This window comes from Achromobacter sp. SIMBA_011 (assembly GCF_046535435.1).
Taxonomy (GTDB): Bacteria; Pseudomonadota; Gammaproteobacteria; order Burkholderiales; family Burkholderiaceae_B; genus Achromobacter; species Achromobacter dolens.
Window position 1 is genome coordinate 680000 of the sequence record NZ_JAWRWN010000001.1, and the last position, 22191, is coordinate 702190.

General features: G+C 67.1%; 22 protein-coding genes. 9 read left to right on the plus strand and 13 right to left on the minus strand.

The annotated features are described in order from the left end of the window. Positions 1-31: 31 nt before the first annotated feature. From mreC to rodA, 4 genes are read left to right on the plus strand one after another with little or no spacing between them, the layout of a single operon-like run. Complete coding sequence (mreC, locus tag SB816_RS03205; protein ID WP_049076925.1) at positions 32-916, plus strand: rod shape-determining protein MreC; 885 nt, start codon at positions 32-34, stop codon at positions 914-916. Beyond that, entirely contained in the window at positions 903-1472 is a 570-nt protein-coding gene (gene mreD, locus SB816_RS03210) for a rod shape-determining protein MreD (RefSeq protein WP_054500382.1), read from the plus strand. Before mreC ends, mreD begins: the two co-directional genes overlap by 14 nt. Before the next feature lie 17 nt (positions 1473-1489). Next, positions 1490-3418 carry a penicillin-binding protein 2 gene (gene mrdA, locus SB816_RS03215; protein ID WP_054500383.1) on the plus strand — a complete coding sequence of 643 codons (1929 nt, stop codon included), beginning with the start codon at positions 1490-1492 and terminating at the stop codon, positions 3416-3418. Further along, entirely contained in the window at positions 3415-4551 is a 1137-nt protein-coding gene (rodA, locus tag SB816_RS03220; protein ID WP_049076918.1) for a rod shape-determining protein RodA, read from the plus strand. Before mrdA ends, rodA begins: the two co-directional genes overlap by 4 nt. A gap of 831 nt (positions 4552-5382) precedes the next feature. Here the strand turns inward: rodA and SB816_RS03225 are convergent. The 5 genes from SB816_RS03225 to argB form a co-directional block, all read right to left on the minus strand. Next, complete coding sequence (locus SB816_RS03225; protein WP_269872923.1) at positions 5383-6432, minus strand: Ldh family oxidoreductase; 1050 nt, start codon at positions 6430-6432, stop codon at positions 5383-5385. Positions 6433-6444: 12 nt separating this feature from the next. Beyond that, positions 6445-7938 (minus strand): DASS family sodium-coupled anion symporter, encoded by a 1494-nt coding sequence (locus SB816_RS03230; protein WP_082401792.1) that lies wholly within the window; start codon positions 7936-7938, stop codon positions 6445-6447. Positions 7939-8223: 285 nt separating this feature from the next. Next, positions 8224-8799, minus strand: coding sequence for a nucleoid occlusion factor SlmA (gene slmA / locus SB816_RS03235; RefSeq protein WP_054500386.1), 576 nt, complete (start codon positions 8797-8799; stop codon positions 8224-8226). 45 nt (positions 8800-8844) lie between these two features. Beyond that, positions 8845-9591 carry a pyrimidine 5'-nucleotidase gene (locus tag SB816_RS03240; RefSeq protein WP_054500387.1) on the minus strand — a complete coding sequence of 249 codons (747 nt, stop codon included), beginning with the start codon at positions 9589-9591 and terminating at the stop codon, positions 8845-8847. After that, positions 9591-10493, minus strand: a complete 903-nt coding sequence (argB, locus tag SB816_RS03245) for an acetylglutamate kinase (RefSeq protein ID WP_026382124.1) — start codon at positions 10491-10493, stop codon at positions 9591-9593. The genes SB816_RS03240 and argB overlap by 1 nt, the downstream gene beginning before the upstream one ends. Positions 10494-10827: 334 nt before the next feature. On the opposite strand from argB, the gene SB816_RS03250 reads away from it, so the two are divergent. Beyond that, on the plus strand, positions 10828-11616 hold the full coding sequence (locus SB816_RS03250) for a MetQ/NlpA family ABC transporter substrate-binding protein (protein WP_054500388.1): 789 nt from the start codon (positions 10828-10830) through the stop codon (positions 11614-11616). A 133-nt stretch (positions 11617-11749) separates the two neighbouring features. On the opposite strand, the gene SB816_RS03255 is transcribed toward SB816_RS03250, so the two are convergent. The 4 genes from SB816_RS03255 to SB816_RS03270 are packed head-to-tail and all read right to left on the minus strand — an operon-like array spanning position 11750 to position 14090. Further along, positions 11750-12244, minus strand: a complete 495-nt coding sequence (locus SB816_RS03255) for a peroxiredoxin family protein (protein WP_054500389.1) — start codon at positions 12242-12244, stop codon at positions 11750-11752. Next, positions 12241-12984 carry a BON domain-containing protein gene (locus tag SB816_RS03260; RefSeq protein WP_064524009.1) on the minus strand — a complete coding sequence of 248 codons (744 nt, stop codon included), beginning with the start codon at positions 12982-12984 and terminating at the stop codon, positions 12241-12243. Before SB816_RS03260 ends, SB816_RS03255 begins: the two co-directional genes overlap by 4 nt. Further along, entirely contained in the window at positions 12981-13574 is a 594-nt protein-coding gene (locus SB816_RS03265; RefSeq protein ID WP_006389868.1) for a phosphoheptose isomerase, read from the minus strand. The genes SB816_RS03260 and SB816_RS03265 overlap by 4 nt, the downstream gene beginning before the upstream one ends. 30 nt (positions 13575-13604) lie before the next feature. Beyond that, positions 13605-14090: a YraN family protein gene (locus SB816_RS03270; RefSeq protein WP_054500391.1), complete on the minus strand. Its 486-nt coding sequence runs from the start codon at positions 14088-14090 to the stop codon at positions 13605-13607. Positions 14091-14156: 66 nt separating this feature from the next. Between SB816_RS03270 and rsmI the strand changes: the two genes are divergently transcribed. Together rsmI and SB816_RS03280 are read left to right on the plus strand one after the other, a co-directional pair. Next, positions 14157-15086, plus strand: coding sequence for a 16S rRNA (cytidine(1402)-2'-O)-methyltransferase (gene rsmI, locus SB816_RS03275; RefSeq protein ID WP_144655697.1), 930 nt, complete (start codon positions 14157-14159; stop codon positions 15084-15086). A 3-nt stretch (positions 15087-15089) separates the two neighbouring features. Beyond that, positions 15090-15707 carry a methylated-DNA--[protein]-cysteine S-methyltransferase gene (locus SB816_RS03280; RefSeq protein WP_054500393.1) on the plus strand — a complete coding sequence of 206 codons (618 nt, stop codon included), beginning with the start codon at positions 15090-15092 and terminating at the stop codon, positions 15705-15707. Between the two features lie 13 nt (positions 15708-15720). On the opposite strand, the gene SB816_RS03285 is transcribed toward SB816_RS03280, so the two are convergent. Both SB816_RS03285 and rapZ read right to left on the minus strand, forming a co-directional pair. Next, positions 15721-16680, minus strand: a complete 960-nt coding sequence (locus SB816_RS03285; protein WP_410546493.1) for a septal ring lytic transglycosylase RlpA family protein — start codon at positions 16678-16680, stop codon at positions 15721-15723. Then, entirely contained in the window at positions 16677-17549 is an 873-nt protein-coding gene (rapZ, locus tag SB816_RS03290) for an RNase adapter RapZ (RefSeq protein ID WP_054501178.1), read from the minus strand. The genes SB816_RS03285 and rapZ overlap by 4 nt, the downstream gene beginning before the upstream one ends. A gap of 199 nt (positions 17550-17748) precedes the next feature. Here rapZ and SB816_RS03295 point away from each other — a divergent pair, with 199 nt between their 5' ends. Together SB816_RS03295 and SB816_RS03300 are read left to right on the plus strand one after the other, a co-directional pair. After that, the gene (locus SB816_RS03295; protein ID WP_410546494.1) at positions 17749-18504 is read left to right on the plus strand and encodes a c-type cytochrome; all 756 of its coding nucleotides are present in this window, start codon (positions 17749-17751) and stop codon (positions 18502-18504) included. Between the two features lie 11 nt (positions 18505-18515). Continuing rightward, entirely contained in the window at positions 18516-19799 is a 1284-nt protein-coding gene (locus SB816_RS03300; protein ID WP_410546495.1) for a c-type cytochrome, read from the plus strand. Here SB816_RS03300 and SB816_RS03305 read toward each other — a convergent pair whose 3' ends face one another. Continuing rightward, the gene (locus SB816_RS03305) at positions 19800-21233 is read right to left on the minus strand and encodes a PLP-dependent aminotransferase family protein (protein WP_144655695.1); all 1434 of its coding nucleotides are present in this window, start codon (positions 21231-21233) and stop codon (positions 19800-19802) included. It abuts the gene before it with no gap. 22 nt (positions 21234-21255) lie between these two features. Then, the gene (gene hprK / locus SB816_RS03310) at positions 21256-22182 is read right to left on the minus strand and encodes an HPr(Ser) kinase/phosphatase (RefSeq protein ID WP_006216298.1); all 927 of its coding nucleotides are present in this window, start codon (positions 22180-22182) and stop codon (positions 21256-21258) included. Positions 22183-22191 lie beyond the last annotated feature (9 nt).

Sequence of the window (22191 nt, forward strand, 5' to 3'; positions counted from 1 at the left end):
GCTGCGGGCGCGGGCGCCCGGGCTGAGATTCATGCAACGACAAGGGACTCCCCCCCTATTCAGGCGCGGCCCTCCCGCGGAGGTGCGGCTGGTCATCCTGGTCGTCCTGGCACTGGCTCTGATCATCATGGATTCGCAGTGGCGCATGCTGGAACCGGCGCGCCGCGCGATGTCCGTGGCGCTGTATCCCTTCCAGCGCGCCGTCATGGCGCCGCGCGACCTGGTCCAACAGGTCAACGAGTGGGTCAATGCCGCCAACCTCATCCGCACTGAAAACGAAGCCCTGCAGCGCCAGCGCATCGAGTTGGCCCAGGTTGCCACGCACGCGGCCCAGTTGGCCGCCGAAAACGCGCAATTGCGCCGCCTGCTTGGCGTGACCGATACCGTGGCGCAGTCGGCCGTGGTGGTGGAAGTGCTGTACGAGCCCACCAACGCCTTCAACCAGCGGCTGGTGTTCAACAAGGGCAGCAAGGCCGGCCTGGCGCCGGGCATGCCCGTGATCGATGAAGGCGGCGTGGTCGGCCAGATCGTGCGCGTGACGCCCATGACGGCCGAAGCCGCCCTGGTCACCGACGAGCAGGTGTCCATTCCGGTGCAACTGCTGCGCAATGGCCTGCGGCTGATCGCCTTTGGCGGGAACTCTCCCGGCAAGATGGAGGTCCGTTACCTCGCGGCCAATGCCGACATCAAGGAAGGCGATACGATCGTCACCAGCGGTGTCGGCGGGCTGTTTCCCGCCGGCCTGCCGGTGGCCAAAGTAACCTCGGTCGAGCGCGATACCGCTTCCGGCTTCGCGCGCGCCGTCTGCGAACCGCTGGCCCACCCTGAACGCTATCGCCACTTCCTGGTCCTGCAGGTGGACGTGGAACGTGCCGAGTCCAACCGTCAGGAGGTCGATTCCGGTGGATCGGACTAACCAACAATCATCCGGGCAACCGCGGCGCCGGCTGGGCACGCCCAGCAACGTCCACCCGGAACGCCTGTCGGGCCCCGCGCACGGGGTGTTCGTCTGGGGCACCATCCTGCTGGTCTGGCTGGTGTCGCTGCTGCCCTGGCGCCTGTGGCAGGGCGCGCCGGACGTCCTGATCCTGATCATCGCCTTCTGGTGCGTGCACGAGCCGCGCCGTGTCGGCCTGTTCACCGCCTTCTTTTTCGGCCTGCTGATGGACGTGCATGACGCCGGCCTGCTCGGCGAGCACGCGCTGTCCTACACCTTGGTCGCCTACGGCGCCGTGGTGCTGCACCGCCGCCTGCAACGGTTCGACCTCTGGAGCCAGGCCATGCACATGCTGCCTGTGTTCCTGATCGCCCGTTTCCTCACCCAGATCATCCACGCCTGGCTGGCCGGCAAGTGGCCGGGTTGGGATTGGGGCGTCAGCGTGGCCATCACGGCTGCTCTGTGGCCGCTGGCGGGCTGGGTGCTGCACTTGCCGCAGCGCGGCGCCGACGACGCCGAATCTTCCTCCGCCTGACGGCGGCGCCGCGTCTCATGTTCGAATTCAAGAAAACCGGCCAGCAGCAGAAGCAGCGCTTTCGCCTGCGCGCCTGGGTGGGCGGCGTGTTCGCGCTGGCCTGCTTCGGCGTGCTGGTGGGCCGGTTCTGGTACCTGCAGGTCGACCGCTACGAAGGCCTGTCCGAGCGCGCCGACCGCAACCGCATCGCGGTGGTGCCGATCCCGCCGCGCCGCGGCGAGATCCTCGACCGCAACGGCGAGGTGCTGGCGCGCAACTACCGCACCTACACGCTTGAAGTGGTGCCGGCGCAGGCCGGCAACATGAATGCGCTGTTCGAGCGGTTGACGCAGGTGGTCTACATCAGCCCGGCCGACCAACGCCGCTTCAAGCGCCGCGCGGCCGAGTCCAGCCGTTACGCCAGCCTGCAACTGCGCAACAACCTCAATGAAACCGAGGCCGCCTGGTTCGCCGCCCACGCCTTCCAGTTTCCGGGTGTCGAGCTGCGCGCGCGCTGGGTGCGCGAGTATCCGCAAGGCCAGTCCGCCGCCCACGTGGTCGGCTACATCGGCCGCATTGCCGAGGGCGACATCGAGGAACTCGAGCGCGCCGGCCAATTGGGCAATTACCGGGGCACTGACGTCATCGGCAAGAAGGGCATCGAGAAAACCTGGGAAGAAGCCCTGCACGGCCGCACCGGCCTCGAAGAAGTGGAAGTGACCGCGGGCGGACGCCCCATGCGCACGCTGCGCAGGATCGATCCCGTGCCTGGTTCGGACATCATGCTGTCGATCGACCTGGGCCTGCAGAAGGTGGCCGAGGAAGCCTTCGTCGGCCAGCGTGGCGCGCTGGTGGCGATCGATCCCGACACCGGCGAGGTGCTGGCCTTCGTATCGCAGCCTTCGTTCGACCCCAACCTGTTCGTCGATGGCATCGACGTGGACAACTGGCGCATGCTGAACGAATCGCCGGACCACCCGCTGATCAATCGGCCTCTGTACGGCACCTATCCGATCGGCTCGACCTACAAGCCCTTCGTTGGCCTGGCGGCGCTGGAGCTGGGCAAGCGCCGCGCCACCGACCGCATCTCCGATCCCGGCTACTTCGAGTTCGGCGGCCAGAAATTCCGCAACGCCGGCGGCGCCGCCTATGGCATGACCGACATGCACAAGGCCATCGTGGTGTCGTCGGATACGTATTTCTATTCGCTGGGCCCCGAGATCGGCGTGAACGCGCTGCACGATTTCACCAAGCAATTCGGCTTCGGCCAGATCACCGGCATCGACCTAGAAGGCGAAAAGCGCGGCGTGCTGCCGTCCACCGACTGGAAGCGTTCGGCCTACAAGGACAAGGAACGCCAGCGCTGGTACGCCGGCGAGACCATCTCCGTCGCCGTGGGCCAGGGCTACAACGCCTTCACATTGCTGCAGTTGGCGCAGGGCACCTCAACGCTGGCCAACGACGGGTTGTACCGCCGTCCGCACCTGGTGCACGCGGTGCGGGATCCGCGCTCGGGCGTGGCCAAGCCCACCGAGTCCGCGCCCGACTACCGCATCCCGCTCAAGCAGGCCAACGTCGACGTCATCAAGAACGCCATGGCCGACGTGGTCCGCGCCGGCACGGCGCGCCGCGCGTTTGCCAATGCACCCTACCAGGCCGCCGGCAAGACCGGCACGGCCCAGGTTTTCAGCCTGCGTGGCGGCCACTACCGCGCCAGCGCCATCGACGAACGCCTGCGCGACCACGCGCTGTTCATGGGTTTCGCGCCGCTGGAACACCCGCGCATCGCGGTCGCCCTGATCGTCGAGAACGCCGGCTGGGGCGCCAGCGTGGCCGCGCCGGTGGCGCGCAAGGTATTCGACTACTGGTTGTCCAAGGACCGCCAGGACAAGATCCAGCGCCCCGAGCGCAACGCGTCGACGGCCTCGGTCGAAACCATCACCTCCGACCTGGTGCGCCAACAATGAAGCGTCTCGGCCTGATCCTGCTGCGCGTCTTCACGGCCTTCGACTGGCCGCTGCTGGCGATCCTGATGATGTTCGCCGCGCTCGGCCTGACCGTCATGCATTCGGCGGTGGGCGGCACCGACTGGCGCTTCGCCGAGCAGTCGCGCAACTTCATCATCGCCTTCTTCGCCATGTGGACCATGGCGCTGATCCCGCCCAAGTGGCTGATGAAGCTGGCCTTGCCGTTCTACGTGGTCGGCGTGGTGCTGCTGCTGGGCGTGGAATTCTTCGGCGAGACCAGCAAGGGCGCTACGCGTTGGCTCAACCTGGGCGTGACCCGCATCCAGCCGTCCGAGATGATGAAGATCGCCGTGCCCATGATGCTGGCCTGGTACTTCCAGCGCCACGAGGGCGCGGTCCGCATCCGCGACTTCCTGGCCGCCGCCGCGATGCTGGCGGCCCCTTTCGGCCTGATCGTGCTGCAACCCGACCTGGGCACCGCGCTGCTGGTGTTCGGCGCCGGTTTCTTCGTCATCTACTTCGCCGGCCTCTCATTCAAGCTGCTGGTCCCGGTCATGCTGGCCGGCATCATCGGCATTGGCACGCTGGTGTACTACGAAGACCAGTTGTGCGAACCGGACGTCAACTGGGTGGTGCTGCACGACTACCAGAAGCATCGCGTCTGCACGCTGCTCAACCCCAGTTCCGACCCGCTCGGCAAGGGCTTCCACACGATCCAGTCGATGATCGCGGTGGGCTCCGGCGGCGTCTACGGCAAGGGTTACATGAAGGGCACGCAGACCCATCTGGACTTCATTCCCGAACGCACCACCGACTTCATCTTCGCCGTCTACGCCGAGGAATTCGGCTTGTACGGCGGCATCGCCATCCTGGTGCTGTACGGCCTGATGATGGCCCGCGGCCTGACCATCGCTTCGCGCGCGTCATCGCAGTTCGGGCGGTTGCTGTCCGGGGCGTTGACGATGATGCTGTTCATCTATGTATTTGTGAACGTGGGCATGGTGACGGGGATTCTGCCTGTCGTGGGCGTGCCATTACCTTTCATGAGCTATGGCGGTACCGCGTTGTTCACCATGGGGATTGCGTTTGGGATCATGATGAGCATTAGTCGGCATCGGTCGGTCAAGAGCTGAGCAGTTTTTCTTCGTAGGCCGCCCGGGGCGGTGGGCGCACGGGGGGGCGCGCCTACGATTGCGGTCCGGAGCGTTCGCTCCGGACTTCCCCGTCCTCAACCTCGTCCGCCTTCGGCTCCCTACGGTTTCCGTCGGGCGCATCTGAACGGCGCGCCCCCCCGTGCGCCCACCGCCCCGGGCTACCGGTGTCGAGGAATGTGACGCTGCTGCAGCGTGGGGTAAGGAGAGAGTCTTGCGTCGCCCGCCGATGATGGCCGCGCGGGCGGCCATCAACGGCATACATGGTGTCTGGCGTCGGGGCGGGGTTCGCTGCGCGTGGGTGACGAGTGGGGTTCTGATAACTCCGCATGGTCAGGGGAGGGGCGGTGGTGGTCGGCGCGGCGTAGAACGTATTGCGCGTGACGGACCTCTCGCGCCGACCACGCCGATGAACATCACACGTCCCTCACCAGCGGCTACGCCGTCACCCCCTCGACGTTTCCACATCGCGTAAGCCCAAAAAGGCCGCCCGCGCGGCCGGCTTTGGGCGGGCCCCGCAAGATCCTCCCCTCCATTCCAGTCGTTGGCAAAAACGCCAAGCACACTGCTCGTCCCTGCAATGGCGAAACCAAGACGACGTGAGCCCGTTGCGTTGGCGGGCGGGGGAGGCGGGGCGTGTAGATGCGCCCGAGGGAAACCGTAGGGAGCCGAAGGCGTACGAGGTTGACAACGGGGCAGTCCGGAGCGAACGCTCCGGACCGCAATCGTAGCCCCGCCGCCCCCGCCCGCCAACGCAACGGGCGGCTCAAGAACCCCTGAGCCGCCCGCAAAAACAACCGTAAACACAAACCCTCAAGGCAACGCTTCAGGCACCCCTAAGTCCGCGGCCAGCTTCTTCAACCCCTCCCAGATGGGAGGCGCGAATTCCAGCGACTCCGCGTTCAGCTCGCGATTGCGGGCTTCGTACTCGCCCGGATACTGGACGCCGTCCACGCCCGGTTGCGGCGGGCAGGCATGCAGGTAGTCGATGAACGCGCCCACTTCCATCGAGCGCCAGTCCGTATTGAAGTCCACCTGCGGATCCAGCAGCAGCGCGAACATGTTGTTCGTCGCCACCCCGTTGCGCGGATGCTCCGGCTGGATCGTGCCGCCGCCGGACAGCACGCCCGCCAGCAGCTCGGCCACCAGGCCCATCGCGTAACCCTTGTGGCCGCCGAACGGCAGCAGGGCGCCCGGCGGATCGGTGAACAGCGCGCCCGGATCCGTGGTCGGATTGCCCTGCGCATCGATCAGCGACCCCGGAGGCGCCTGCTCGCCCTTGGCCGCCAGCACGCGCGCCTTGTTCACCGCGATCGAGCTGGTCGCCATGTCGACGATGAACGGCGGGCGGCCGCCCGGCAGCGGGCCCGCGAAGCACAGCGGATTGGTCGTCAGGCAGGCGCGCGCGCCGCCGAACGGCGCCACCGTGGGGGCGCGGTTGATTACGTTGGTGAAGGCCAGCAGGATCAGGCCCTTGGCCGCCACCATCTCGCCGTAATGGCCCATGCGGCCCAGGTGATGGCTGCGGCGCAGCGTCAGGATGCACTGGCCGTGCTCCTGCGTGCGTTCGATGGCCTTTTCGATCACGACCTTGCCGATGTACTGGCCCAGGCCGTTGTGGCCGTCATAGGCCAGCATGGCGCCGCGGTCGTTGAGCAGCTCGGGGCGGCCGTCGGCCTGCGCCAGGCCTTCGCCCAGCACACGCCGGTAGTTGGTCAGGATCGACAGGCCGTGGCTGGTGTAGCCGACCCGGTCGGACTCCACCAGGTGCTCGGACACGTCGCGGGCGATGTCTTCCGGCACGCCTTGCGCCATCAGCACGCGGCGGCCGTATTCATTGGCTTGGGCAATGGAGATCTTCATGATGCGACCTCCTTACAGCCAGCCGAGCCAGCGCCAGTAGGTCATGCCCATCAGCATCATCAGCGCATAGCCGACGACGGTGACCAGGATGCCGACCTTGGCGAACTGCTTGGCGTTGAAGGTTTCCGTGCCCAGGCACACCATGTTCTGCGGCGCGTTGATCGGCAGGATGAAGCCATAGCTCACCACGAAGCCCAGCAGCATGGTCATGCCCAGGCGGCTGAAGTCGCCCGGCAGCGTGGCCAGCACCGAGATCAGGATCGGCAGCATCGCCGAGGTCAGCGCGGTGGCGCTGGCGAACCCCAGGTGGATGATGATCAGGAAGGCCGACAGGATCGCGAAGATGGCCAGCGGGCCGAGGTGGTCCAGACCCGTGTGCGCCACCACCTGGTTGCCCAGCCATTGGCCGGCCTGCGTGGTCAGCAACGCGGTGCCCAGGCTGATGCCGACGCCGAACACGATCACGGTGCCCCATGGAATGCGCGATTGCACGTCTTTCCAGGTCATCACGCCAAAGCGCGGCAACAGCAGCAGCACCAGGCCGAAGTAGGTGGTCGAGGTGGTGTCGAACTTGTGCAGCTTGCCTTCGGTCGACCAGAACAGCAGCAGCATGACCGATACGGCCATCAGGCGCTTTTGCGCGCCCGTCATCGGGCCAAGCTCGAGCAGCGATTTCTCGACGGCTTCCTTGCCCCCCGCGATGCTGTCGCTCTCCGGCGGCAGCAGCTTGAGCACGATGATGATCAGCACGGCCGACATGATCAGCGACCACGGTGCGCCCGCGATCAGCCAGTCCGACCAGGCCACGCGCTGGCCCAGCATCTTTTCCATGAAGCCGACGGTCAGCAGGTTCTGCGCGGCGGCGGTCTGGATGCCGACGTTCCAGATGCTGGTGGCCTGCGCCACGATGATCATGATGCCGGCGGCGATGTTCGAGCGCTTGTCCACGCCGAAGGCCGCGATCACGCCCATCATGATGGGCACCACGGCGGCGCTGCGGGCGGTCGCGCTGGGCACCACCAGGCTCAGCACGATGGTCACCGCGATACATCCGATTAGGATGCGGCGCGTGCTGGTGCCGACCTTGGACAGCGTCACCAGCGCGATGCGCCGGTCCAGCCCGGTGAAGGTCATGGCCGCGGCGATGAACAGGGCGCCGGTGACCAGCGCGAGCGCCGAGTTGGCAAAGCCGGTCAAGGCCATGCTGATGGCAGCCGAGGTGCCGTACAGCACCTGGGGATCCTTGATGGTGGGCGCGGTGCCCAGCAGGAAGGCCATCAGCGTCGTGATCATGATCGCGCTGGCTTCGTAGGACACGGCTTCCGTGATCCACACCACCACCGCGAAGGCCAGGATGGCCAGCATGCGATGCCCTGCGACCGGCAGGTCGGCGGGCAGCGGCAGCATCAGCACGCCGATCATGACGATGAAGCCGGCGACCAGGCCGATCGGGATTTTTGTTTTCTTGGGGGCTTGCGAGGCAGGGACAGCGGTTTCCGCAGTCATATCCATCTCCGGTTGAGGTCAAACTGACGGCGCCTCGTTGCCAAGCCTTGGCTGGTGCAGAACGAAGTGCCGACGCTACAGGATGATCGTGACGGCATTAAGGAAAACCCGTATTGATAGATGTCAATTTGGGGGACAATCGTGCTTGTCGGAAAACCGATCCGGAGATTATGCTCGTCGGCTGCCGAAAATCGCAACCCTGCGAATGTTGCATAAAAACAAACAAATGCAGGGATCGCAGTCGCACAAGACCGCTAATTCGTTCGTGTTATGACGCGAATAAGGTCAACCCAGCGCCAGGCGCAACTGTTCGTCCAGGTGCTGTGTGGGTAACACGCGCCAGCCGCTCTGGGCGTAGCGCAGCCATCGGCCCAGCACCAGGTGCGTCAGCAGGCTTGCGTGCGCGGCCACGTTGGCCTCGGGCGGCAGGCCGCCATCGCTGACGGCGATGCGCAGCGATTGCTTCAACGACGCCTCGATGCGGTCGTTGATGTGGTTGATCCGTTCCTGCAGGCGATTGTCCTCGGTGACCAGGGCGTCCCCGGTCAGCACCCGCGTCATGCCCTTGTTGCGTTCCGAGAACGTCAGCAGCATCGATACCGTCTGGTGGGCCTGCGACAGGCCGTAGGGCTCGGCGGTCGCGATCTGGTTCACCAGCGTGAAGATGCTGGTCTCGATGAACTCGATCAATCCCTCGAACATCTGCGCCTTGCTGGCGAAGTGCCGGTACAACGCGGCTTCCGAGACCGCCAGGCGCGCGGCCAGCGCCGCCGTGGTGATGCGCGAAGCGTGCGGCTGCTCCAGCATTTCGGCCAGGGTCTGCAGAATCTGGGTCTTGCGCTCGCCGGGTTTGCTCGCCATGGACGGGTCTGGTGTTACGCAGGCAGGGGGTGGGAGAGGAGGGCGCTAGCCCCGCAAGGGACGCCGGCGCAGCAGCAGATCACTGACGCAGTTTACCCGCAAGTCGACGTACGACGGTCGCTGCGCGCGGCCCCGTCCGAACGGCGTGCCGGGATGGAATACGTGCACCGTGCGCAGTCCGGCGCGACGGGCGCCGCGCAGGTTTGCAAGCGTGTCTTCGACCAGCACCGCCTGGCGCGCCGGCACGCCTTCGCGCGCCAGCACGTGGCGCAGCAGGGCGGGTGAAGGCTTGGGACGGAATTCGCCGTGCAGCCGCATGTGCTCGATGGCCCACAGGCTGTCGAACTGTCGCAGGATGCCCAGCCGCCGCAGCACGGCGCGCGCGTAATGCAGCGGCGCGTTGGTCAGCAGCACCTTGCGGCCCGGCAACTGCCGCAGCTTGTAGGCCAGCGCCTTCTCGGCGCGCACCAGCGGGTTGACATCGAAGTCGTGGCTGCGGTGCAGGAAGGCGTGCGGATCGATGCCATGGTTGCGCACCATGCCGATCATCGTCGCGCCGTAGCGCTGCCAGTATTGCTTGCGCACGGCGTTGGCGGTATCGACGTCCACGTCCAGCGCCTCGGCCACGGCCATGGTCATGCCGTGATCGATCTGCGGAAAGATGGCGTGCGAGGTGTCGTGGAGCGTGTTGTCCAGGTCAAACAACCACAGGCGCCCGGGGGCGCCTGTGGCGGTGCGGCGCGAGCGGCGCTGGCGCACCGCCGGCCGCAGCAGGGTGCGCAGCGCTCGCATCAGTGCGAGCTGATCATCGTGCCAACGCCCTGGTCGGTCAGGATTTCCAGCAGCAGGCAGTGCGGCACGCGGCCGTCGACGATGTGCACCGAGTTGACGCCGTTCTTGGCGGCATCCAGCGCCGACGAGATCTTGGGCAGCATGCCGCCCGAGATGGTGCCGTCGGCGAACAGCTCGTCGATGGTCTGGGCCGACAGGCTGCGCAGCAGCTTGCCGCCCTTGTCCAGCACGCCCGGGGTGTTGGTCAGCATCAGCAGCTTTTCGGCGCCCAGGACTTCGGCCATCTTGCCGGCGACGACGTCGGCGTTGATGTTGTAGGCAGTGCCGTCTTCACCGTAGCCGATGGGCGAGATGACCGGAATGAACTGGTCGTCCTGCAAGGCCTTGACCACCGCCGGTTCGACCAGGGTGATGTCGCCGACGAAGCCGATGTCGATCGGTTCGGCGGGGTTCTCCTTGTTGGCCATCAGCTTTTTCTGGGCCTGGATCAGTCCGCCGTCCTTGCCGGTCAGGCCCACGGCCTTGCCGCCGACCTCGTTGATCATCATGACGATGTCCTGCTGGACCTGGCCGCCCAGCACCCATTCGACCACTTCCATGGTCTCGGCGTCGGTCACGCGCATGCCCTGGATGAAGGTGCCTTGCTTGCCGATGCGGCGCAACGCGTCGTCGATCTGCGGACCGCCGCCGTGCACCACCACCGGATTCAGACCCACCAGCTTGAGCAACACCACGTCATGCGCGAAGCTGCGTTGCAATCGCTCTTCCGTCATGGCGTTGCCGCCGTACTTGACCACGATGGTTTTGCCGTGGAATCGTCGGATATAGGGCAGCGCTTCGGAAAGCACCGCGGCTTTGACAGCGGGAGACGAGACGGCAGCAGGGTCGGGGGTGTCGGTCATGGCGGCTAAGTCGGCAATAAGTAGGGTATGAAAGTTAGAGGTTGAAAGCCTGCGCCGCTGATGGCGTGAAGGCATTGCCCCCCGTGGGGGCGTGGGGTCCGGCAGTAAAAAATGCCTGCACAGGAACGCGTTGGCAACGCGGTAGCGCAAGCATACGACGGATTGTAGTCCCCCCAGGTTTCTTATGCTTTAAACCCATGTTGATATGCCCGACAAATAACCGGCATTGGGGTAAATTGGGGGCGTTTTCGCAACGGAGCGCCCCTCACAAGGGGGAATCTCCACACCGGCCGGGCATATGCCCCCAAATTTCTACCTATAAAAGAGGCAACTCATGCGTTTGAATTTCGTCCGTTCCGCCCTGGTGGCGTCGGCCCTGCTGGTGGCGGCCACCGCCGCCCACGCCGAAAAGATCGTCGTCGGCGCCACCCAGGTGCCGCACGCCGAGATCCTGGAAGTGGTCAAGCCGCAACTGGCCAAGGAAGGCGTGGAACTCGACATCAAGGTCTTCAACGACTACGTCCAGCCCAACCTGCAACTGGCCGACAAGCAGCTCGATGCCAACTTCTTCCAGCACAAGCCGTACCTGGACACCTTCAACAAGGACCGCAAGGCCACGCTGGTGCCGGTCGCCCTGGTGCACGTCGAACCCTTCGGCGGCTACTCCAAGAAGATCAAGACCCTGGCCGAACTGAAGGACGGCGCCACCGTCGCCATCCCGAACGACCCCTCCAACGGCGGCCGCGCGCTGGTGCTGCTGCAGAAGCAGGGCGTCATCAAGCTGAAGGATCCGTCCAACATCCTGGCGACCGCCGCCGATGTGGTCGAGAACCCCAAGAAGCTGAAGTTCCGCGAACTCGAGGCCGCGATGCTGCCGCGCTCGCTGGACGACGTCGACCTGGCCCTGATCAACACCAACTACGCGCTCGAAGCCGGCCTGGTGCCGACCAAGGACGCGCTGTTCATCGAAGGCGCCGATTCGCCCTACGCCAACATCCTGGTGACCCGCGCCGACAACAAGGACGCGCCGGGCATCAAGAAGCTGGTCAACGCGCTGCACTCGCCCGAGGTGAAGAAGTTCATCCTCGACAAGTACAAAGGCGCCGTGGTGCCGGCGTTCTGATCGCGACGCGGGCCTGATTCCCCGCCAAGGCCGCCCGCTCATGCGGGCGGTTTCTTTTTGCGGGCCAGGCCACGGCCAAATGAAAACCGCCCGACAGGCGGGCGGTTCATGGCGGCGGCAAAGGGGACCGGGATCAGCCCGCGGCCAGCGCCTTCTCGACGGTGGCGTGGAATTCAGCCACGTCGTATTCACCCAGGTAACGCTTGATAATGCGTCCCTGCTTGTCGATCAGGAACGCGGTGGGCGTCAGGCGGATGTCGCCGAAGGCGCGGGCGATCTCGCCCTTGGTGTCCAGGGCCACCGGGAACGGCAGCTTGCGGCTTTCCTTGAAGTTGAGCACGAAGTTGGGCGGATCGTAGTCCATGGCGACAGCGATGGCCTCGTAGCCCTTGCCCGCGTATTCGTTGTAGGCGGAGATCGTCTCGGGCATCTGCTTGACGCAGGTCACGCAACTGGTGGCCCAGAACTTGACCAGCACCACCTTGCCGCGCAGGTCCTGCATGGAGAAAGTCTTGCCTTCCAGCGTGGTGAAGGTGACATCCGGCGCGGCTTGCGTGGGGCGCAGGGTGAACCAGGCGCCGATACCGACCGCCACCAGGACGGCCAGGGCTACGATGGCTTTTTTCATTTGATGGGCATGGCCTCTACGGCACTGCCACCGCTGGGCGCGCTGCTGCCGCCGCCGGCAGCACTCGTGTCGCTCTCGATGGGGGCCTTGGTTTCGGTGGTGGTCGATTTGCCGCCGCTGTTCGACAGGCGAATCGCTTCCTCGCGGCTGATGGTCTCGAACAGTTTAACCACCTTTGCGACGCCGCTGAGATCCGCGACGGCGTTGGCGGCGTAGTCGCCCTCGGCCTGCGTCACCTTGCCCATCAGGTAGACCACGCTGTGGTCGGTGGTGACGGCGATGGTGCCGGAGGGCACGTACTTGGTGTTGAGCAGGGCGGTCTTGGCTTTGGAGGTGAGCCAGGTGTCGTTCGAACGCACGCCGAAGGACGCGATCGGGCCCACGGTGAGCTGGTTTATCACCTGCTTGACGTTCTCGACGCTCTGGGCGATGGCGGTGGCCTGCGACTTGGCTTCCTCGGTGGGCACGTCTCCGGTCAGCAGCAGGTGCCCGCCATAGGCCATGGCGTTGACGCGCGCGGTTTCACCCAGCTTTTGGGAGATCTGGCTCTGGGCCTTGAAGGCCATGTTCTGGTCTTCGAGCTGGATACCCGAGGTGCGCCGGTCGGTCACGACCACGGCCGTGGTGGCGGCCGCGCCACCCACGATCAGGGGCGCGCATGCGGACAGCGACAGGGCCGCGCCGGACAGGGCCGCGGCGAGCAGCAGGGGGCGGGCGGCGGTTCTGACGTCTGAAATCATTCGGTGTCTCCAAGCAGAAGAGCGTCAATGCCGTCGCAAAGCGCATGCAACAGCAGTATATGGACTTCCTGGATCCGCATGGTGCGATCGCTGGGAACACATAGATGGACGTCCATCGGCGTAATGAGTTCCCCCATGACGCCGCCGCCCTTGCCCGTCAAGGCCAGGACGTGCATTTCGCGGCTGGCGGCGGCTTCCATGGCGCGCACCACATTGGGCGAGTTGCCGCTGGTGGAGATGGCCACCAGCACGTCGCCAGCCTGGCCGAAGGCGTTGACCTGGCGTTCGAAGACTTCGTCGAAGCCGTAGTCGTTGCCGACCGCGGTGAGGATCGAGGTGTCGGTGTTCAGGGCGATGCCGGCCAGGGGCAGGCGTTCGCGTTCGAAGCGGCCCACCAGCTCGGCGATGAAATGTTGCGCGTCGGCGGCCGAGCCACCGTTGCCGCAAGCCAGAATCTTGCCGTTGTTGGCCAGGGCGCCAAACAGCACGTCCACCGCGATCGCCAGCGGCTCGGCCAGCACGTTCATGCTTTGTTCGTACGTGGCCATGGCGTCGCGAAAGTGCGACGTCATTCGAGAGGTCATATCCATGGCCGCGATTATCTCACGGGCGGACCCGAATCAAGCCAGCTCGAACGCCGCGCGCAGCCACCGGACCTGGTCGCCGTCGAACAGCACGGCGTCGAAGCGGGCCGGCGGCACGGCGCCCTGCCAATGGCGCTGGGCCAGGGTGGGCAGCCAGTGCGCCGCGGCGCGCGCCAGGCGCGCCTGCTTGTCGCGGCCGATGCTGGCCGCCGCGCCGCCGTAGGCGTCGCTCTGGCGTGAGCGCACCTCGACGAACACCAGCACATCGCCGTCGCGCATGACCAGGTCGATCTCCCCGGCGCGGCAGCCCAGGTTGCGGGCCAGCAGCACCAGGCCGGCGGCCCGCAACAGGCGCAGGGCGGCGTCTTCGTGGCCGTCGCCAATACGCTGGCGCGGCGAGCGCCGGGGCGCCGGGCGGTGGTGGTGGTCGGCCGTGGCGCGCGTTCCAGCGCGCCGGCGCCGCTTTTGCGCGCGGCGGCGCGCCGCCAGGGCCAGCTCGAAAGCGAATGTGTCATCCGGCATGCCAGTTCCGAAATGGGGGGGCGATGGCGGCTACACTGACATGGTTTTCCGCGTGAGTAGGCAGCAATGAATCAAAATGTCTCATCCCCGGTGGCCGGCGACGCCTGGGCCCGCGTCGCTGAACGCGTGGCCGGACAGCATTGGCCCGCCTCGACGCTGTATGTGGTGGCCACACCGATCGGCAATCTGGGCGACCTGGGGCTGCGCGCCTGGCATGCGTTGCAACGCGCCGATGTGATCGCGGCCGAAGACACCCGCGCCAGCCGCACGCTGCTGGACGCCTGGGGCGTCAGCACGCCGCTGATGGCGGCCCACCGGCACAACGAGGCCGCGGCGGCGCAGGCCATCTGTGAACGCCTGGCCCAGGGTCAGCGCGTGGCGCTGGTGTCGGATGCCGGCGCGCCGGCGGTCAGCGATCCCGGCGCGCGCGTGGTGCGCGCCGTGCGCGAGGCCGGTTTCGCGGTGGTGCCGGTGCCCGGCCCCAGCGCCGTGATCGCCGCGCTGATGGGCAGCGGCGTCACCACCGACGAGAATCCCGCCTACGCCTTCGCCGGCTTTCCGCCGTCCAAGGCCACCGCGCGCCAGCGCTGGCTGCGAACCTGGTGCGCGCTGCCGGCGCCGGTGGTGATGTTCGAATCGCCGCATCGGCTGGCCGCGACGCTGGCCGACCTGCTGGAGGTCTGCGGTCCCGCCCGCCTGCTGACCGTGGCGCGCGAACTGACCAAGCGCTTCGAGGAGATCGCCACGTTTCCGCTGGGCGAGGCCGCCGCCTGGCTGGCGGCCGATGCGCACCGCGAGCAGGGCGAGTTCGTGCTGATCGCGCATGCCCAGGCCGGCCAGCAGGCCGATGAAGACGCCGACCCGCGCGCCGATGCCTTGTTGGATGCGCTACTCGAAACCCTGTCGGTGCGCGACGCCTCGAAAATCGCCGCCAAGGTCACCGGCCTGTCGCGCGACGTCCTGTACAACCGGGCCCTGGCCCGCAAGAATTCGTAAGCCATGATCTACACCGCAGAGACCCGCAAGCGTCCCGGCGAAGCGGCGGAGCCGATCGTCTACCGTGACATCCCCACGCCGCTGGGCGAAATGCGACTGGTCGCCAGCGCCAAGGGGCTGCGGGGCGCCTGGTTCACTGACCAGACCCTGCTGCCGTCCGCCGAAGGCTGGACCCGCGACGAAGCCGATCCCATTCTGGAACAGGCGCGGCGCGAGCTGGACGAATGGTTCGCCGGCCGGCGCCGCGAGTTCGAGGTGGCGCTGGATCCGGTCGGCACGCCGTTCCAGCATGAAGTCTGGCGCGCCTTGTGCAAACTGGATTTCGGCCAGCTCGCCAGCTACGGCGAACTGGCGCGCATCGTCGGCCGGCCCAAGGGCGCCCAGGCCATCGGCGGGGCGGTGGGCCGCAATCCCGTCATCATCATCATTCCGTGCCATCGCATCATCGGCGCCGATACCTCGCTGACCGGTTTCGGCGGCGGCCTGCCACGCAAGCAGGCGCTGCTCAAGCACGAAGGCAGCGAGTACCTGAGCCGCAATGCGCGCGCGCGACGGGTCTGTGACGGCCAGGCGCAACTGCCGTTCGAGCAGCCCTCGTTCGACTGGCCGCCGGGGCCGTAGGCGACGGGCCGCGTTATTGCGCGGCGATGCTGGGCGTGATGCCGATGCGGTCCGACACCAGTTGCACCGCGTTCAGGGCGCTCTGGCGATCCGGATAGGGGCCGATCTTGACCCGGTACAGGTTGTTCGATTGCTCCACGGCCGCCGGTGGCGCGCCTGCCGCGCCCAGTTGGGTGTTGATGCGGCTGACCAGCGACTGCGCGTTGGCCGGCTGGCTGAACGCGCCCACCTGCAGATAGACATTGCCGATGCCGCCAGCCGCCGGTTGCCGCACCGGCGCGCTGCCCGGCGCGGGCGCCGGTTGCTGCGCCGGCGGTTGCGGCTCGAGCGGCACGGGGGCGGCCGCCACGGGCGTGGCCACCGGCGTCGAGCCGGTCGCCGAGGCGGGCTCGGGGGCGGGCCCTTGCGAGGCCCAGCGGCGGATCTCGTCCTGCTGAATGCTTTCCACCACCACCTGGCCGCTGCCCGGCCCGATGATGCCCAGCTTGTAGGCCGCCACGTACGACAGGTCCATGATGCGGTCGCTGTGGAACGGCCCGCGGTCGTTGACCCGCACGATGATGGTCTTGCCGTTGACCAGGCTGGTGACCCGCGCGTAGCTGGGAATCGGCAGCGTGGTGTGGGCTGCGGTCATGGCGTACATGTCATAGGGCTCGCCGATCGAGGTCGAGTTGCCGTGGAATTTCTTGCCGTACCACGAGGCGATGCCCTGGCGCTTGTAGGGCTGGCCGGTGGTATCCGGCACATAGCGCTGGCCGAACACCACGTACGGACGATTGGCGCCGCTGGCGTAAGGTTCGATGCGCGGCACCGCGTCCGGCACCTGGTCCAGGTTGGACGGCGGATTGGCGTCCGGGCCGTCGTCCTTGTAGTACCCGCCGCCCTTTTTACGTCCCCCGGTGGAAGAGCAGCCGGCCACGGCAATGGCCAGCAACAGCATCATCAGGATATGGAGCGGTCGGGACAGGATCATGCGGATTCGTCGGGCAGTTGGGTGCGATGGCGCACCAGCAGCGGGTCGTGGTCGGCAAAGCGCTTGGCCAGTTGTTCGACCACGTAGACCGAACGGTGCTGGCCACCGGTGCAGCCGATGGCGACGGTGAGGTAATTGCGGGTGTCTTGCGTGTACTGGGGCAGCCAGCGGTTCAGGAAGCCGGCGATGTCGTCGATCATCAGCCCCACTTGTTCATAACCTGCCAACCAGGCGGCGACGGGTTCGTCGCGGCCGGTCAGCGGACGCAGGTTACGGTCGTAATAGGGGTTGGGCAGGCAGCGCACGTCGAACACCAGGTCGGCGTCGCGCGGCACGCCGCGCTTGTACGCGAACGATTCGAAGGTCAGCACCAGCGGCGCGCGGTCGGCCTGGATCAGGTCGCGGATCCAGGCGCGCAGTTGGCCCGGCGTGAGCTCCGAGGTGTCGATGACATGTTCCTGCTCGCGCAGTGGCGCCAGCAGTTCGCGCTCGAGCGCGATGCAGTCGGTCAGCGACGGCGCGGTGCCGCCGCGTTGCAGGCGGTCGGTCAGCGGATGGCGGCGGCGGGATTCGGAATAGCGCTGCACCAGGGTGTCAGTGCTGGCGTCCAGGAACACCACGCGCAGGCTGGTGCCCATGGCGCGCAGCGCGGTGACCACGTCGGGCAGTTCGGCCAGCTCGCCGGGCGAGCGCACGTCGATGGCGACCGCGACGCGCTCCAGGCCATCGTCGCGGGCATTGGCCACGAACTCGGTCAGGAACCGCACGGGCAGGTTGTCGACGCAGGTGTAGCTGGCGTCCTCGAGCATGCGCAGGGCAACGGACTTGCCTGAGCCTGAGATGCCGGTAACGAGGACGACTTTCAACATGGACATGATTGTGGCACGCTTTTCCAGGAGGATGCCGGCGGGTTGGCATCTGATATGGCCGTAAACTGCGAATCTGCGCCTGTACTGCCGCGCGGGCCCTGGCGTAAGCTTGGGCACCCGCACACGACCGATTCATCTACGCGCCCCGCCGCCATGCGCCTTCGGGGTTGGAATTCGACTTAGTGTTAACTGGCCCTAGATGTTAGCCCTCATTTCCTTTCGTAGTGTTTCACTGCCGCGGTTTTGGGCAAAATCCCGCCTTCTGGCCGCCGTCGTTGTTGCCTTTTCGGCAGCGCCCGCGCTGGCCCAGGACACCCCCCAGGTGCTGCAGCCGGGCACCATGGCGGCGCGGGTGGCGGCCTGTACGGCCTGTCATGGCGAACAGGGCCGCGCCGGCGCCGACGGTTACTACCCGCGCCTGGCCGGCAAGCCGCAGGAATACCTCTACCACCAGTTGCTGAACTTCCGCGACGACCGGCGCCAGTACCGCCCCATGGCGCACCTGCTGGCGGGCCTGCCCGACGCCTACCTGTACGAAATGGCCGCCTATTTCTCGGCACAGCATGTGCCGTATCCGCCGCCGGTGCGCGCGGAAGTGTCGGCCGCCACGCTCGAGGCCGGCCGCAAGCTGGCGCTGTCGGGCGACGCCGCCCGCGGCCTGCCGGCCTGTGCCGCCTGTCATGGCGCCTCGCTGGGCGGGGCGCTGCCGGCCATCCCCGGCCTGCTGGGCCTGCCGCGCGATTACGTCGGCTCGCAGATCGGCAGTTGGAAGAACGGCCTGCGCCGCGCCGCCGCGCCGGACTGCATGGCGGATATCGCCGGCAAGCTCACGCCTGAGGACATCGGCGCGCTGGCGGCATGGCTGTCGTCGCAGCCGGTGGCCGACACCTATGCGCCCGAGCCCGCCGGGGCCCTGCGGCTGCCTGCCGAGTGTGGCAGCCAGGCGCAACGTTGAAGGAGTGCCGGATGAAACTGATGAAGCGAATCCTTGGCACCCTGCTGGCGCTGGCCGCGATCGCGGTGGGCGCCCTCTACTGGCTCGGCACGCGCGACGACGCCAGCACCGGTGCTGCCGCGGCGCCCGCCGATCCGCAGCAGCGCCTCGAACGCGGACGTTATCTGGCGCTGGCCGGCAATTGCATGGCCTGCCACACCGCGCGTGGCGGCCAGGCCTATGCGGGCGGCACGCCCATTCCGACCCCGTTCGGCACGATCTACGGTCCCAACATCACGCCGGACGAGAAGACCGGCATCGGCGCCTGGAGCGCGGACGATTTCTGGCAGGCGCTGCATAACGGCAAGTCGCGTGACGGCACGCTGCTGTATCCAGCCTTTCCGTACACCGAGTACACCCGCGTGACGCGAGCCGACGCCGATGCGCTGTTCGCCTATCTGCGCACGATCACGCCGGTGAGCCAACCCAGCCGCGCGCCGGATCTCGATTTCCCGTATGACCAACGCCTGCTGCTGGCCGCCTGGCGCGCCCTGTATTTCCGGCCGGGCGTGCAGGAAGCCGATCCGGGCCAGTCGACGCAGTGGAACCGCGGCCGCTACCTGGTCGAAGGCCTGGGCCATTGCGCCGCCTGCCACGCGCCGCGCAACAGCCTGGGCGCGACGCGCGCGGCCGATGGCCTGGCCGGCGGCCTTATCCCGATGCTGGACTGGTACGCGCCGCCGCTGACCAATGATCCGCAGGCGGGCCTGGGGCGCTGGTCGGCCGAAGACATCGCGGCGTTGCTGCGCACCGGCATGGCGGCGCACTCCAGCGCCAGCGGTCCGATGGCCGAGGTGGTGCTGGGCAGCACCCAGCACCTGACCGAGGAAGATGCGCTCGCAATGGGCGTGTATCTCAAGTCGTTGCCGGCCACGCCCGTGGCGTCATCGCGGCCCGCCGTGCCGGTTTCCCCGGCGGCCATGGAGCTGGGCGGCAAGATCTACCGCCAGCAATGCGCGCAATGCCACCAGCCGCAAGGCGAAGGCAGCGCGGGCGCCTGGCCCGCGCTGGCCGGCAATCCGACGGTGACCGCGCCGTCGCCCGTCAATGCGATCCGCATCGTGCTGGACGGCGGCTTCGCGCCCGCCACCGCGGCCAATCCGCGGCCGCATGGCATGCCGCCCTTCGGCCAACTGCTCAACGACAACGACGTCGCGATGCTGGTGTCCTACATCCGCAATAGCTGGGGCAACGAGGCCGGCGGCGTGACGCCCCTCGAGGTCAAGCGCGCCCGCGCCGCCTCGACCCGCAACTGATCAGGACGGCCGCGCGGCCAGTTGGCAGGCCGCGCGCGCCATCTCTCCCAGGGCGCGGATGGCATCGGCCTTGGCGTCGTCCCACGGGTGGCCGTAGTTCAGCCGCAGCGCATTGCCGAACTGGCCGCTCGCCGAGAAGATCGGGCCGGGTGCCACGCTGATGCCGCGCGCCAACGCCTGCCGGTGCAGCGTCAGCGCATCGACCGCCGCCGGCATTTCCAGCCAAAGGAAAAAGCCGCCTTGCGGCCGGGTCACGCGAGTGCCCGCGGGAAACTCGCGCGCGATCGCATTGGCCATCAGGTCCTGCTGCGCCTGCAGCGTTTCGCGCAGGCGGCGCAGGTGGCGGTCGTAGCCGCCTTGTTCCAGGTATTCGGCGATGGCGCCCTGCGCCGGACTCGACGCCGACAGCGTGGACGACAGCTTCAGGCGCTGCACGCGTTGCGCGTAGCGTCCAGCGCTGGCCCAGCCGATGCGGTAGCCCGGCGCCAGGCATTTTGAGAACGACGAGCAGTGCAGCACCAGCCCCTGCTTGTCGAAGGCCTTGGCGGGCACCGGCCGCGTCGCGCCGAAATACAGCTCGCCGTAGACGTCGTCCTCGATCAGCGGGATCTGGTGGCGCGCAAGCAGTTCCACCAGTTGCCGTTTCTTTTCTTCGGGCATCAGGCTGCCCAGCGGATTCTGGAACTGCGTCATCAGCCAGCAGGCCGTGGGCGCGTGGCGCTGGATCGCGGTTTCAATCGCGCCCAGGTCGACGCCGGTGCGCGGATGCGTGGGCACTTCCAGCGCCTTCAGGCCGTGGCGTTCCAGCGCCTGCAGCGCCCCGTAGAAGGTGGGGGCCTCGACAATGACCGTGTCGCCCGGCCGCGTCACCGCCTGCAGGCAAAGGTTGAGCGCTTCCAGCGCGCCGTTGGTGACGACGATATCGCTGGCCGGCACGTTGATGCCGGCGATCAGGTAACGCAGCGCGATCTGTCGGCGCAGGCCGGGATTGCCGGGCGACAGGTCTTCCATCGTGTCCAGCGGGTCCTGGCGCTTGAGATGTGCCGACATGGCCTGGGCCAGCCGCGGCAGCGGGAACAGCAGAGGGGAAGGGAAGGCCGAACCCAGCGGGGTGACATCGCGGTTGCGCACCGAGTCCAGGATGTCGAAGATGCGCTCGCTGATCGCGAGTTCGGTCGATTCGCCGTCGGGACAGGAAGTGTCGGGTTCTGGGGGCAGGCTGTCGCCGCGCGCGTTGACGTAGTAGCCGGAACGGGGACGGGCGCGGATCAGACCGCGCGCTTCCAGCAGGTAGTAGGCCTGGAATACCGTCGACGGACTGACGCCGCGGCTGGCGCAGGCCTCGCGCACCGACGGCAGTTTGTCGCCCACGCGCAGCACGCCGTCGCGGATCGACCTGGCGATCTCGTTGGCGAGTTTCTCGTACAGGCTCACGGTTCCGCGCGGTAACGCGCGTTTACTTGCTGCTTTGCAGGATCGCCATGGCCTGGCGTTCCATGAATTCGCCCAGGGTGTCGATGCCGCGAAGCTTGAGGATGGTGTTGCGCACCGCGGCTTCGACCAGCACCGCCAGGTTGCGGCCGGCGGCCACCTGCAGCATGACCTTGCGCACCGGCAGGCCCAGCATGTCCTGGGTGATGTCCTGCAGCGGCAGGCGTTCGAACTTGTCCTGCGCGGTGGCGCGCACCAGGTGCACGATCAGCTTCAGGCGCATCTTGCGACGCACCGAGGTCTCGCCGAAGATGGTGCGGATGTCGAGCAGGCCCAGGCCGCGCACTTCCAGCAGGTTCTGCAGCAGTTGCGGGCAGTGGCCTTCGATCATGTTGGGCGCGGTGCGCGAGAATTCGACCGCGTCGTCGGCCACCAGCCCGTGGCCGCGCGAGATCAGTTCCAGCGCCAGTTCGCTCTTGCCCAGGCCGGATTCGCCGGTGATCAGCACGCCCAGGCCCAGCACGTCCAGGAACACGCCGTGCACGGTGGTGGTGGGCGCGAGTTTCTTGCCCAGGTAGATGCGCAGCAGGTCGATCAACTGCGCGGCCGCCACCGGAGTGGACAGCAAAGGCACCTGGTGCTGGTCGCACTGGTCCACCAGGTCCTGCGGCGGCGTCAGGCCGTCAGCCAGCAGGATGGCGGGCACGCCGCCGATCAGCAGCTCGTCCATGTGATGCATGCGGCGGCGCAGGTCGAAGCGGGTGTAGTACGCCAGCTCTTCCTGGCCGAACACCTGGATGCGCGACGGGTGGATCAGGTTCAGGTGGCCCACCAGGTCGGCGGCCGCCATGCCGTCATCGGGAATCGCGCGGTCCGCGGCCCCTTGGCCGGAAATCCAGTTGAAGGGGATTTTGTCGGCGTTGTCGTCGACGAGTTCCTGCACCGTGAGCATGGCAGCGTT